The sequence below is a fragment of the Pantoea sp. BJFS-204 genome, assembly GCF_049310725.1.
GTDB classification, from domain to species: Bacteria; Pseudomonadota; Gammaproteobacteria; order Enterobacterales; family Enterobacteriaceae; genus Pantoea; species Pantoea agglomerans.
In genome coordinates this window covers 1-14231 of record NZ_JBMOWE010000004.1, presented here as the reverse complement: position 1 = coordinate 14231, position 14231 = coordinate 1, and the positions used below count along the sequence as shown (strand labels likewise).

Genomic DNA, 14231 nt, shown 5'->3' with positions numbered 1-14231 from the left:
ACAGACCTTTTAATCAGAGAGAGATTTTGTGTCCAAGCGCAAAAATTGGCTCCAGCACCCATTCATAAAGACGACGTTTGTCGACGATAAAATCAGCATCCAGCGCCATACCCGGCTTGAGTTTTTCATTCTGCGCATAAGCAGTAATTGATTGTTTATCCAGGGAGACCAGCACGCGGTACTGCTGTTCCTGAATATTGTTTTTGCCGGTTAACGTAGTGACTTCCTGAGGAGACAGAGCGGTGCGTGAAACCTCGATAACTTTTCCATACTGTTGACCAAACTTTTGATAAGGAAACGCTTTATAGCGCAGCACCACCCGCTGTCCCGGTTGGATAAAACCAATGGACTGCGTGTTTACCATGATGCGGGCGACCAGTTCAGTATTGCTTGGCAAAACTGCTATGGCTGACTGACCGGCGGTGAGCATCTGTCCATTTTTGACCATAATCATGCCGACATACCCGCTTTTAGGCGCACGTAATTCAAACGAGCGGCGCGCTTCATTTTCAGCCATCGACTGACGGTTATCAGCCAGTTGGCGCTCGATATCGTTACGCTTTTTCTCGTCATCCAGCGGTTTTTCATGCAGCTGTTGCTCGGTCTGAACAATTTTTTGCGAGATGTCCAACAGCTGACGTTGATATTCCTGGTAGCGCGCCTGGCTATCGAGCAGATTAGACTCCTGCTCTTCCATCTGACGGCTTGAGGCATACCCTTCGTTGTGCATGGCTTCCAGCTTGTCCAACTGCATTTTCGCCAGGGAAACCTGTTTCCGACGGTGTGTCAGTTGCAGCTTCAACTGCTCCTGCTGCAGTTTCAGACTGGCGATAGTGTCGGTCAGGCCCTTCATTTCAACCTGATGAAGCTTTTCAAGTGTCACCAGATCCTGCTGAAGCCTTTCACGCTGGCCTTTCAGATTCTCGGCAATAACCTGACGAGTCTGACCTAACTGTGTAGAAACCTCTGATGACAACACCATCAGCACATCGTCTTTTTCAACATGCTGGCCCTCTTTTACCGGAATATCGACCACCGTAGCGCTTACGGGGGGCGGAATGATCAGCATGCCATTTTTAGGCAGCAGTTCTCCGGTAGAGGATTCATATTTTGTATAGCTGCCAAATATAAAAAACAGCGCTGTCGCGGCAGTGATCAGCACTACAACGGAAATAACTAACCAGCGATAAGGTGGGCAATAGAGCGCCACGATACCCAGGTTTCCACGGTTGGCTGCATCAAGTGCCTCCTGACGGAATAGTGACTGTTCCATTTATATAATCATCATGAGTAAGGGATTAACGGCACTGAAAAAAATTCAGCATGTCGATTGATAGTGATCCGGTACTTTGTGCCAGATTAATGAGGGCGTTCAGGTAATTGAAGCGAGCTTCAGCCTGATCTTTAAGTGCGCTAAAATATTTTTGCTGAGCATCAAGCTCATCATTTACCGTACGGAAACCCATTTCCCGGCCATATTGAACAGACACCACTTTTTCGCGTGAAGACTCGACGGCATTTTTCTGCGCGTTGATTAACGCTTTTCCATTCGTAAGACTAAGCCATGCTGAACGTGTATCTGTAGCCGCTTTGCGTTGTGCTTCCATGGTGGAATATTTCGCTGCCTGACGGCGATAGGCTGCTTCATAAGATTGTGAAATCTGGCTGCCACCCGCGAATAATGGAATAGAAACGTTAACGCCATACTGCAGATTATTACTTTTAGAGTTAGTGCCAAAAATAGCATCATAAAGTAAATTATCGTCGTTATCGTTACGGCTCCAGTTTTTGCCATATCTGGCGTAAAGTGACACGACAGGCATATGTGCGCCATCTGCAGCCAATACATCAGCATCGGCCTGATCATTCTGAAACAGGGCAATTTTGATTTCAGTGTTACGTTGCTGGCTGGCATTAATCGCATCAGTTAAAGAAGCGTAGGGCGAAGCGTTAAGGCACTGAAAGTTTACCGGCTCGACAGTGTCCGGGCTGACACCCGATAAGCGACGAAATGCTTCTCCAGCCAGCAATAACTGACTACTCGCCTCTATTTCTTTGGCCTGAGCAAGAGCGTAATTGGCCTTAGCTTCATCCAGCTCTGTACGAGTGTTTTGTCCATTCAGAATACCGGCCTGCAGTTTTTGCTGCTGTTGTTTGAAGTTGTGACTGGCAGCTTTCGCAGCCTGTAAAACTTCCTGCTGATAGAGCACCGAAAAGTAGGCATTACTGATCGCATTTAATAACTTTTCTTCAGCTTTTTTTGACTGGGCTTCAGCGGTATTGGCAATAGCAACGCCTTTACGCCAGCCAGCATATTTACTCATATCAAACAGGGGTTGTCTGACACTGAGATCGTAACTGTGATTTGTTACACCACTTTGATATTTTTTATCCGGCTGTTCCTGACGATCCCAGTTTCCTTCGAGCGTCAATGTGGGCAACATTCCGGCCATACCCTGCCAGTATTTTTGCTGATCGGCTTCACTGGTCATCTGGCTGGATTGCAATGCAGAGTCATAGGTTAATGCGGCTCGGGCAGCCTGCTGTAAGCTGGTCGCATAAGATCCAAATGGCACGCAGGACAGTACAATAAATGCAATTTTAAAATTATAAAATTTCATGATGCTCGCTGTTTCTTAAAAATTAAGCCCGAAATTAAATGAGTTGCTGGGCAAAGACATATTTAATCAAATCAGTATTAGACTGCAGCTGAAGTTTACGCATGGCGTTATATTTCTGCGTTGCAACCGTACTGATACTACGTTTACGTGCTTTAGCTATCTCCATTAAACTGTACCCGATAGCAAAAAGTCTGATTACTTCAACTTCTGCGGGTGATAAAAGAGTCTGTGCGGGCTCCTCTGAAGCAGAATGCGCCAGATCTTTCATCTTTTCTGAATAAAATATTTCAGAATTCGATGAGCAAACCCAGTGCAAAGCTTCTACCAGATCCCGTATATCATCACGTTTGCTCACTATTGCATTTACCGGAATTTGCAATATTCTTTTCAAAATGGCCGGGCTATTCTGTGCCGTAAAGATAATGATTTTAAGGTTAGCATTATGGTTGTAAATTTCTTCTAGCTTTCTAACGCCGTTCAAATCATTACGTTCAAAGTTAAAGCAAAAATCAGTAATTAATATATCAGGAGGATCGCTATTCATTTTTACAAAAAGATTTTCTGCTTCTACCGGGTATGCTGCAATGTCCAGGTTGTGAAATCCGGTTGAGAGTATTTTTTGTATTGAATAAAAAATAAAAGGACTCTCATCAGAGACACCAACTTTAAACCTCCTTCCTTTTAATGGCCTATCCACTGATAAAATCCTTTCTCAGTTTATAAAGTCTGGTAAAGGGTCCCAAGAGCCCATATGGTTACTGATAACTAATGGTATAGGTAGCAACTGCGTTAGCACTACCAGGGGTTATTGTGGCAGCAGTCTGGTAATAACGTGCATATAAGGGCACTGTTATCAATGCTGACGACAGTGGATAAGCTGCAACTCTGTATGGTGCTGCCAGTGCAACAGGTTGCTGACTTTCATTCAGAATCTGAACACCCACTCCGCTGGCAGTTGAGGTCGAGTTCAGAGAAACTACGCCGACATCCGATAGCCCATCAGCCGCATCCCCATCCAACTGCATCATAACGTCAAAGGTACCTGAAAGAAGTGCCTCACAGTTAAGCTGAAGATTAAAAGCGGTAGATGGGCTGGTTTGTCCAATACCGGAACCCAACCCACTGCTGGTATTCGCTGTGTAACTCCCTAATGACACCCTCGGGTTAACATCGCCTGCTGCTGAGCAGGTTTGATCCCTCACAGTGATGCCGCTTTTAATATATCTGACATAAAGTTTCAGGTCATTTCCTGGTACCAATGAGCCTACATCAAATACGTTGACATAGTCCGGAAGCAAATTGGGGCCAGCCATCGAGTTTGACGTCCGCACAATCTGAAAAGGCACATTCAATGTGACATCAGTATAAGCACCGACTGTACCGCCACTGGTTAACGCGTAAGTAGCGATCTTGTTGCCGGTAGGAATATTGGCAGCGTCGGTGGACATTTCACCACCGTAACCGGTATAAATGGTTAAGCCATAACCGAGTGCATCTTCAGCAATTGTTTTACGCTTTAAGTACACTTCTCCCGTTAAACCATCAAAAAACTGTTGCAGATTATCCAGGGCACATTTGAACGTGACTGTTAAATTGCCACTATAAACGACCGTGCCCACCGGAACAGCTGCCGAAATATTTATCCCCAGTGAGCGGAAATCTAATACCGCATCAGAAAGAGATTTTTTGCACGTCAGTGTGACATCATCTGCCGCGTTCGCATTAATTGGTGCTAGCATGACGAAACCAGATACCATAATCATGATGCTGACTATTCTGGTCAGTGTCCTTCTAAAGTTAATAAACATCATAATGTCACCCGATTAACCCTGATTATCTTTGTTCATTTCGCCGTTAGACACGTAGCGAACAGGTTTTGATTGATCGCTGCTGCATGTTGTTGTGAGCCTTGCAAGGGTGTTGTTTTCACTGGAATTAACAATACCGGACTCCAGGTTAACCAGACACTTATCACTGGCTGCTTTACCCCAGGAAATATGCAGGCGGCTGACATCTTTATTTAACCTCACATAAATCTGACCACCCTGTGAAACAGTGGTGATAAGGTTACCGTCTTCATCATTAACCGTTGCACCAAATGGCAAGGCATTTCCGTTCGGCTGATTAGCCCGAATTAACAGTGGCTTTCCTTTGCTGGTTTTATAATCAAGTCTGACGACTGCACCCTCAACAGGAATAACGCGCTGCTGAGTTGATTCAAGCTCAACATCCAGTGGAATTCCTTTTGGGTCGATGGCCAGTTCGTTTATCCGGTACGGGTTAAGGTTTGGCACAATAGCTTTGCCGCTGCCGTTTAACACAATATTGGGATAGCCGAGTACACGCGCGCCCTCTGCATCTTCTGCGGTAACAACAGCATAAGTCGTAGACTGATAAGCGCTGAAATTAATGCTATCAGGTAAAGCGACTACCGCACCGCTGATACCACCCGAGGCAGAATAATAGTTTTCCCCTTTAGTATAAGACGCCGTCAGCATACTGTAGGGCGAACGGTACTGCCCACTAACTGAACCGGACTTCTCATTATCAGTATCGCGCGCTATTCCAACGTTATAGTTATATTGGTCATGTTCACCCAGAACACCATTAACTGCTGTTTGTGCATTCACACCTTGTTTATTATGTGTCGCACTTCCGGTTACATAACTTTGACTATCGCTGCCAATTGGCACCGAGAAGTCGAGTGACAGTTGAGTGTCATGCCCGCCGGTTGAATATAATAATCGGTTTGCTGATAAAGTATAGGAGACCCGACCAATTGTATTATTGTAACCCAGCTGAAATTGCGTATTTGTTCCGGCAGAATCCCAGTAATTCTGAACAAAACCAGTAAGATAGATATTCCCATATGACTCCCCAAAATTTTGGCTTGCCGTCATAGAAAAACGTTGTTTGGGGCGCGAAAGATAATTTGACGAACTGTTTTTATGATTTTTTTTATAATAGTTATTGATTTGTAATGCATTATCAAAACTGTAATAACCGGATGATGAGAAGCGGTAAGCCGCCAGAGTAAAATTCGTGTTAGTCTGAGAAACCTTCTTACTATAAGTTGCCCGATAACTTACACCTTGCTTTTTCTCATCACCATATTTTGTCTGAGCCCCAGTAATATCCAGTGAGATCGCACCAACAGGTAAACCAAATGCACCTCCCAACAGCACAGAGGTGTAGTTATCTGATCCCAGAATACCTGAGTAACCGGTCAGACTATTGCTAAAACCATGCTGAATAGTGCCCTGATAGACCGAAGGTGTATAAACCATATTGTCTTTTCGGGATACACCACCGGTCAGACTATAAAAAGTCATGCCCGGACGTTTCAGACGCGTCATCGCTGCGTAAGGAACTGAGAAACGGGTCTCACCGCCGTCAGCTTCTTTCACGGTCACGTCTAAATCACCACCGTAGCCTGTAGGATAAAGATCGGTGATATTAAAAGGGCCTGGTGAAACCGTCGTTTCATAAATTTTGTTGCCATTTTGCGATACAGTTACCTGAGCGTTGGTTCGGGCTACGCCGCGGATTTCTGGTGCATAGCCTCGCTGAGAGTCTGGCCACATCTGGTCAACTGTAGATATTTGCGCACCACGAAAAGAAAGCGTATCGAAAATTTCGCCACTGGTATTGCCTTCACCTAATAACAGCCGTGATTTTATTTGCGGAATATCACGCTGGACATAGGTATTAATTGCATCGTAATGATGATACTCGTTGTTTTTTTGACGTTGCCAGCTGAGAGAACCATCGTGACGGAACATCCATCCGCCAAGGTTAAAACCCGCCAGTGCACGGCCATAAAATGAGTCATATGGCTGACCGTGATTTACAGAGCGATAATAGTTGGTGTTATAGGTTAGCGTAAGTGCTGTTTCACCCTTATCCCAGAATTCTGGCGCAACGTAGCCGCGCGCAGATCGCAACAGATAAATTTGCGGAATTGAGATATCCATCTGCATATCGGCAGAATTGATAGCTGCATGACTCTCTTTAACCACCTCCTCCAGCGCCATACACTGTTTACCAGAGCGCAAATTTTCAGCTTGTCCCGGGCTAAAAACTGTGTCCTTAAGTGACAAGCTTTTGACCAGATCATAGGAAAGGCACGCTTTGGTTCCCGCCCCTTCACGAATGACCTGAACATTTTCCCGACCAATCTGACGACCATTCAGGAAAATATCCAGCGTATAAGTACCAGGATCAATAGGGTTACCGGTTGCATAGCGGGCCACATCAACTTTAACGCCCGGTAGATTCTTCACAAATGATTCGTCAAAATCATACGAATTTTCTGCAAATGCGGCGCCTGTTGATGCAGTTAAAAAAAGCGCCAGAAAAGATCGGTAAAATATTTTTGCCGTTGGTTTATTATTTTTAATCATCCTTGCCATCATTATTACCCCTGATGAGTTACCAAAGTTACTGACTAATTTTGGCGTCTACATTGCGTGCAGCGCCATAATCATCCAGATATTGATAATGAAAGTTTGTTTTTATTTGATTTGCGTTCAATCCTTTTAGGGAGAAGCTTTTTGTTTCGCCTGGTGCAAGCATATCTCCCTTTTCACTGACTACTTTTCGCCCCGCGTTATCCTCGGCATTGATCTGTGAAACGTTGACGTAAAACGAAGAGTTATTGGTTGCTGTCAGCTGATTCGCTTTCTCCCCTTGATGCCAGATAAGACCCGACGCTGCTTCTGTTGCTTGCATCGCATCGAACCGGGCTGGGCGAAAGAAAATTTTGATGCGGCTACGAATAGCCATTTGCAACTGATTTTGATTCGCAAGGCTTTTATCGCGAGGAGGGATGTCGAGTACGTTAAGCCAGAATACCGACTCTTTATCTTTGGGCAGGTTTGAACCGGTATAAACGATACGTAATGTCTGTCCTTTGTTAGCCTCCATACGGAAAACAGGCGGTAGCAAGACAAACGGTACGTTTATTTTATCCAGTGCTTCATCAGGATTTCCATTGTCAATCCAGGCCTGTACCAGCGCAGGTTGATTGCCATGGTTATCTAAGCGGACTGTGACTTCTTTTTCTGTTGCGGGGTAGATTACCCGGGTGCCGATAATCGTCACGCTGGCAAAAGCCGATGAGGTCACCGTAAAAGCCAGCAGACAGGAGATCAAAAATTTAAAACTTTTTTTTTTCATGATTTTGACAGAAATGATGATAGAGGAAGGGAGGTGGGAACAGATGCTCCCACCATAATCAATTACAGGTAATTGATTGAATAGTTCACAGCTGATAAGACGGTACCAGCAGTAGCTGCACCAGTTGCATAGTACTGAGCAGAATAGGTCAGAGTACCTGCACCAGCAGTCAGAGCGACAGTTTTTGGAGAGGTGGTCTGCTCAGTGCTACCCGCGTTCAACACGCCATTTCCGCTATCCAGCAGCTGCAGGTCAACATTCGTTGCAGTACCAGTATTGGTCAAACGACCATCAGCATTGACGTTGGCACCTTGTTCAAAGTAAGCGTACACGTCACCAGTCGTAGCTGAGCAATTGCTCAGCGCCATAGTGAAGCGAGTGTTACCTGCAGTCTGACCAGATGTGCTTAAAATACTACTTGCTACTTTAGGCAGTGTAACGGTTGCAGTGCTGCCGCCGCCGTTTACGCTTACAGTACAAGTCTGAGACGCAATATTTCCTGTGAAGTTAATGGTGCCATCTGAAGCTTCAGCAGCATTAACGTGAGCAGCAGCCAGCATCAGACCAAGAGCAACCATAGATAACTTTTTCATATACTTTCCTTTGTATAAAATAATTAATAACATCAATTAATGAACGGTTTAATAATCGTTCACTTCCCTGGAGGATTCATTCCTCACAAGAGAATTAGAAAATCAGCAATCCAAATACGACTGCTGCTGCGACACCAACAATACCCATGCCAAAGGCAGACCCACTAACCGGGTTCGCTGCTGGAATGGAGTCTGGGCGCGTCCATTCAGTTTTCTCTTCTGAGCTTGCGCCTAGCTGCTTAAAGAAATCCAGGATCACCGAAGTTAATGAACCACCGCTAACGCCTTCGATTTCTTTATTGTTCAATTCACGCATGTTGTTTCCTTAAGCTGTAATTACAGATGCATTAGGATCAAACTGGTTTTCAACGACCGCGTTAAACCAGCCTGCCGTGCTATCCCAGCCATTCATAGCACCATATAAAGCACCATCAACAAGACCAAGGACTGCGCCGACAATCAGACCTACACCGGCAGAGACAATACCAACGCCTAACACGCCACCGGTGCTTCCGCCACTCATTCCCCATTTAAGACCAAAAGAACTAATACCCGTAACGGCACCGACAACTACAGCGCCAATAAAGTCAAAAAAACCTGCTCCTGAAACGTTTTGCATTTCAAAAGATGTTAACTCTCTCATCGATATCTCCATGTATCATTTTTTCAATATTATTATTTATGCCGCTTCTAGCGAACGGCGCTATTAGAATGGGTGGTCATAAAAAATGAAATAGTAAAACATCCATAATTCTTCTTTTGTTATCGTAAGCAAGGATATGGCTATTATATTTTTACATAATATTAACTGCTGTTAGTATTCTGGAATTTTTTGAGCGTACATTATTCTTATGCGTGATTTAACCATTAACAGCACTGCTTATGCCTGATGCTTAAAATTATCTGGCATCCGGGAAGCGCATGCCATGAACGCGGTTCAGTGAAACTGATTTATCTATGAATAAGCTTGTGTATAAAGCCATGAGTTAATGATTTCACTTGCCTGAATGTGAAGTCATTTGAGAAGTGGAATTAAAAAGGGAAAAATCCCATTTGCCAGTTTCTGGTGCTTTAAGCTAATTAAATTATATTTATCAGGATAAAAAACTAAATATATAAAGATAATCAATTTAAGTATCTGTTCGATGGGTGCCGTTGTTTAATTCCTTCCATGCAATGCTGCCTGACAGCGTAACTTTAGTAAGGAGCATTAACATTGATGCCAATTTGATTTGTTTCTTTTCAGCCATGCTGGAAAATTGAGAGAGGTGTTTAAATACGGGCTTTTAAAATAGCATGCTCATAACATCATCTTTCAAATGGTAATGGGAAATTCTTTTTTTAGGAAAAAAGTTATAACACTGCCTGTAAGGTGCCACAAAGTAGATTTATGTGCTAACTAAACAGCATTTAAATGGTGTAAGATCTGGTTATTGTTTCTTTTATTAGCCTGAGTGTCTTTATTTGTTTGTATTTGCGGTTTTGAATTTTGTTGGGGCGGTTTTATTATAGTGGAACCGATAAAGACTATTTTTAACTGCCCGAGTTATGGAGGCGAGCTCAGGTAAGCGAGTACACCAGGCGAAAGAGAAAGAGACTATAAAAAACTGATTTTACGAATTGTTGCTAATCACTGACCAATACGTCAGTTAGATTGAGTTAATTAATATGTATAGAGTGACTGAAAATCATGAACGGATCATCGATGCATTAGCAGGATTTACGCAGATTGCTAATCCAGATGAAATTTCAAGAGGCAAGCGCCGTTATCATTTGACTAAAGATAATGTACGTCGCGTTATGTTCATTCTTGACGGCGATTTTTTACTTAAACTTAAAGGCGAGAATAAGGTTTTGAATATCTTATCCGCTCCGTTTGTTGTCGGCGTCACTCCAGCTTTAGACGAGCCGCCAGTCTATCTGGAACGAGTCGATTATGGAAAAGTCAGTTTCATTGACTATGACGTGTTCTGGCGATTGGTTTTTGAGAAAGATCTTTTTAATGACGCAATGTCTATTTTATCAGGACAGTATTCTGATCTGATGAATTACATTCAGTTACCAAAAAGTAACTCATATGATGAAGTTCTTTCTTTGATTGAAAGATGGAAAAAACTGCCGACTCATTTAAAGAAACGATTTTCAGCACTATATCTTATTGAAAATAGTTCTCATTTATCAAAAAGTTCCATTTGCAGAGTGCTCAAGGAACTAAAAGAGAAAGGCGAATTGGTACTGATTAACGGTAAGTTCACCTGAATATAATATTTGTCATCGTGAATTTTGTGATGCTGAAGGGAAAAAATGGATGTTAATGTGGTTTGTACGGATGACAATTACTTCTTCAGACTGGGCATATCAAAGGTAATTGAGGAGGCACTGCTATCTGATGCAGAAGTAAAATTTTTATCAGGTTTTGATAGTCATAACCTGCGGCAGGCTGACTTCATCCTGATCAATGTTTCGCAATGGCGTCTTTATATGTGTCAACCCGCTTATCGCGAGCGAAAGCCTGGCAGTATCATATTGGTATTTACCGATGATTTCGGAGAGAAAATTAAAAACCCGTTACCATTTTGTTATCAATCTTTGCTTGAAGTGTCAAAAAGGGATTCGGTACGTTTAATCACTGAGAAAATAACCAAGGCCTGGTTAAACACTCAGGGAAGAGTTATGGGATATCTGCCTTCAGACTGTTTACGGTGCGAATTTGCACGTATCACCGTGGTGCAACTTCAGGTGCTTAGTTTTTTGAAGAAAGGATACAGTGTAATCCAGACAGCAAAAAGGTTAGATTTGTCAGTTAAAACAATCTATGCACATAAATATAATGTGATGAGAAAGTTCGCTCTGAAAGGAGATAAAGAATTTAATGCATTTATCAATGATGTCTCGTTGCTTGAACTTTACAAAGGAGTTATCAATGTAAATGAGATTTAACGTTATCCAGAGGCGTAGGCTCACCCTTCTGCGCTGTTTAAATTTCCCATTTTTTATTTTTTAAGGAGTTGTCAGCTCCTGTTCAACATCGGATATAAGGTGTTTTAAATATAAAGGTTAAGCACCTTAAGGAGAGTTATATGGAAAATAATTCACGTTTAACATGCAAAGCATCGAATAGTCCCTTTAAATTTATGCAGGGAGCAATGCTGAGTATGGTTTTATTACTTACAGGCTACCTGTACTGCAATTATGTTGAGGCGGCGCCATCGCAGAACGCTCCTGCGCCATCGTTGTTTAAAGAGGTCAACACTGACAAGGCGCCGGAGCAGATACGCGACCCGCGTGCGCACATTATTGTCTACCGTATTGATGAAAAAAATCCTGCCGTATCAAAACGCCTAGTTAACGTATTTATTAATAATCAATACTATACGAGCGTAATGTCAGGTGATAGAGGGACTGAAATTAGTGTGTGCCCTGGCCAGAAAAAACTGGACGTCATGTTCAGCCAGCATGATTTTGTCCAGCCAGCAAAAATTGAAGTATCCACACCAGCGCTGAAATCAGGTGAGCGCTATTACTATCAGTTAGCGGTAAATGATCAGCAGAAAATCACGGCGCGTCTGGTGCCTGCAAAGGAAGCTGAATCTGTTTTAACCAGTCTCAAAGCACAATCACGTACGTTATCGCGTGTAGTAAATGAACGTTCTTGTTCTGAAGCGGGCGAGTCAAAACTATTGAATCACCCGGTGGCTTCTTCACTATTAAATTCTGACAGTAGTCATGCTCAGAGCAATGCTATGAAGATAGCTGATAAAAGCAGTAAAGCTCAGGGCGCTGCATACTCACTGCATTGATGCAATCTGGCACCATATTTTTTATTAATCAGTTCTGATAATGCCGTTCACTGACTCCAGAATCAAGAGTTGTGCTGGAAGCAATGTCAGGATTGCAGATTATCTCGTCATAAAATCACGGTTATTCGAAGTATATGAATATAGAGATTAAGGGTTTGTGAAAGCCTTATTTCTATTGAATTTAATCAATCCTCGTTAATTAAGAAGGTTGTTATGTTGAAAGTGAACTTGCGTGGTGTGAAGGGTATTATCTCTTCATACACTGTTGATACAAAATCTGAAAATCCTACAACGATCAAAGTTCCGCATCAGGGTGCATTAAATATAGAACTGATCGATAGCGCTACAGGACATGCTCCGCAAATGGTTGTAACCAGGCGCGTTGGCAATAATCTGCAGCTTTTCTTTAGCCAGGATGATTCTCAGCATCCTGATATTGTGCTGGAAGATTATTATGATAATGAAAACGTTCATCTGATTGGGCTGGGCGAAAACGGTCAATTTTATGAATATGTGCCGACTTCCGGCGATGTGGCTGAATACCCGCCAGCTTTAACTGAAGGTCAGAGCGGTGAACAGGTATTAGGTGGTGAAGGATATGCCAGTGCCGATCCGCTGACTGCCAGTGACAACAATTTTGGTTGGTTGCCCTTTATGCTGCTGGGCGGCGCGGCAGGCGGCGTTGCTATTGGTGCGTCCGGGCGTGGTAGCAGTGGCCATGACTCTTCCGCTAAGAGTGTATCGGTGACACTTGATCCTGTTGCGGACAGTGATAATGATGGTCGTCCAGAGTTTTCCGGAACATCGAATAGCCCTGACTCACAGGTTGTCATTCAACTGCCTGATGGCACCCAGATCACGACCCAGACGGACAGTGAAGGTAACTGGTATGTGGAAGCACCGACTTCACAACCAAATGGCACCGTCACTGTTACGGTAACTGATAGTGCGGGCAATAGCGGTAGCCTGACTGAAGAGTTTACTGACACCTCTTCGCCAGAAGCGGCGGTTATAAATAGCAATGATGATGAACAAATCTCAGGTAAAGCAGAACCTGGTTCAACTGTGGTTATTTCCGATGGCAGTACCGGTGAAACCACCACGGTTGTAGTTGATGAAAATGGTGACTGGAGTATCCAGCCTAACCCTGTCCATGAAGGGGATACCGACGTAACTATCGTGGTTGTCGATCCTGCGGGTAATGTCTCTCCGCCGTCCAACGGTTCCCGACCGGACATAACTCCTCCAGATAACATCAACTCCGGCATTGTCAGTGACTCAGTCACCCTGACGGACGACGTCGGTGCGATCACCGGCGAGATTGCCAGCGGCTCGGTCACCGACGACGCGCGGCCGACCCTTTCCGGCGACGCAACCGCCGACATCGATCACGTCAACATCTATGACAACGGCGAGCTCGTCGGCAGCGCAGCGGTGGACGCGGACGGCAAGTGGAGCTGGACGCCGGAGCAGGATATGGCGGACGGCACCTCTCACGACCTGACGGTTGCGGCGGTGGATGCGGCGGGCAACGAAGGCCCGCAGGCAGACGGCGACTGGAGCTTTACCGTTGACACCAGCACGGCGGCTCCGGAAATCACGAACAACACCGAGGACGAGCTGGCCGGTAACGCCGAGCCGGGCGCGGTGATCGTGATCACCGATCCGGTCAGCGACAGCGTGACCAGCACGGTGGCGGACGCGGATGGTCACTGGAGCATCCAGCCGAATCCGGCGGGCGTGGACGCCAAAGACGTCGTGGTGGAAGCCACCGACGAGGCGGGCAACAGCAACAGCGTTGTGATCGACGGCCCCGGCGACAGCACGCCGCCGGATAACCAGACCTCGGGCCTGGTCATCGACAGCATCACCCTGACGGACGACGTCGGTGCGATCACCGGCGAGATTGCCAGCGGCTCGGTCACCGATGACGCGCGGCCGACTCTTTCCGGCGACGCAACCGCCGACATCGATCACGTCAACATCTATGACAACGGCGAGCTCGTCGGCAGCGCAGCGGTGGACGCGGACGGCAAGTG

General features: G+C 44.8%; 13 protein-coding genes. 4 read left to right on the top strand and 9 right to left on the bottom strand.

Features of this window, described 5'->3' with window-relative positions; all coding sequences use genetic code 11:
- Positions 1 to 13 precede the first annotated feature (13 nt).
- The 9 genes from ACO6VX_RS13265 to ACO6VX_RS13225 form a co-directional block, all read right to left on the bottom strand.
- Positions 14 to 1273: an HlyD family secretion protein gene (locus tag ACO6VX_RS13265; RefSeq protein ID WP_022624194.1), complete on the bottom strand. Its 1260-nt coding sequence runs from the start codon at positions 1271 to 1273 to the stop codon at positions 14 to 16.
- A gap of 25 nt (positions 1274 to 1298) precedes the next feature.
- Complete coding sequence (locus ACO6VX_RS13260; RefSeq protein ID WP_010256785.1) at positions 1299 to 2621, bottom strand: TolC family outer membrane protein; 1323 nt, start codon at positions 2619 to 2621, stop codon at positions 1299 to 1301.
- A gap of 34 nt (positions 2622 to 2655) precedes the next feature.
- On the bottom strand, positions 2656 to 3318 hold the full coding sequence (locus ACO6VX_RS13255; RefSeq protein ID WP_422431674.1) for a response regulator: 663 nt from the start codon (positions 3316 to 3318) through the stop codon (positions 2656 to 2658).
- Between the two features lie 58 nt (positions 3319 to 3376).
- Entirely contained in the window at positions 3377 to 4432 is a 1056-nt protein-coding gene (locus ACO6VX_RS13250; RefSeq protein ID WP_010256778.1) for a fimbrial protein, read from the bottom strand.
- Positions 4433 to 4444: 12 nt separating this feature from the next.
- Positions 4445 to 7036, bottom strand: a complete 2592-nt coding sequence (locus tag ACO6VX_RS13245; RefSeq protein ID WP_346465485.1) for a fimbria/pilus outer membrane usher protein — start codon at positions 7034 to 7036, stop codon at positions 4445 to 4447.
- A gap of 25 nt (positions 7037 to 7061) precedes the next feature.
- Entirely contained in the window at positions 7062 to 7799 is a 738-nt protein-coding gene (locus ACO6VX_RS13240) for a fimbrial biogenesis chaperone (protein WP_033759838.1), read from the bottom strand.
- Between the two features lie 62 nt (positions 7800 to 7861).
- Positions 7862 to 8392 (bottom strand): fimbrial protein, encoded by a 531-nt coding sequence (locus tag ACO6VX_RS13235; protein WP_010256772.1) that lies wholly within the window; start codon positions 8390 to 8392, stop codon positions 7862 to 7864.
- A gap of 94 nt (positions 8393 to 8486) precedes the next feature.
- A complete protein-coding gene (locus ACO6VX_RS13230; RefSeq protein WP_010256766.1) occupies positions 8487 to 8708 on the bottom strand; it encodes a hypothetical protein in 222 nt (73 codons plus the stop codon).
- A 9-nt stretch (positions 8709 to 8717) separates the two neighbouring features.
- Positions 8718 to 9035 (bottom strand): hypothetical protein, encoded by a 318-nt coding sequence (locus ACO6VX_RS13225; RefSeq protein ID WP_010256762.1) that lies wholly within the window; start codon positions 9033 to 9035, stop codon positions 8718 to 8720.
- Between the two features lie 1025 nt (positions 9036 to 10060).
- On the opposite strand from ACO6VX_RS13225, the gene ACO6VX_RS13220 reads away from it, so the two are divergent.
- The 4 genes from ACO6VX_RS13220 to ACO6VX_RS13205 all read left to right on the top strand — a co-directional run.
- On the top strand, positions 10061 to 10651 hold the full coding sequence (locus ACO6VX_RS13220) for a helix-turn-helix domain-containing protein (protein ID WP_010256759.1): 591 nt from the start codon (positions 10061 to 10063) through the stop codon (positions 10649 to 10651).
- Positions 10652 to 10696: 45 nt separating this feature from the next.
- Complete coding sequence (locus ACO6VX_RS13215) at positions 10697 to 11332, top strand: helix-turn-helix transcriptional regulator (protein ID WP_010256756.1); 636 nt, start codon at positions 10697 to 10699, stop codon at positions 11330 to 11332.
- 140 nt (positions 11333 to 11472) lie between these two features.
- Positions 11473 to 12192, top strand: a complete 720-nt coding sequence (locus tag ACO6VX_RS13210) for a hypothetical protein (protein ID WP_167423817.1) — start codon at positions 11473 to 11475, stop codon at positions 12190 to 12192.
- A 363-nt stretch (positions 12193 to 12555) separates the two neighbouring features.
- Positions 12556 to 14231: Ig-like domain-containing protein (locus ACO6VX_RS13205; RefSeq protein ID WP_422458179.1), on the top strand; the 1676-nt coding region annotated here is incomplete at its 3' end.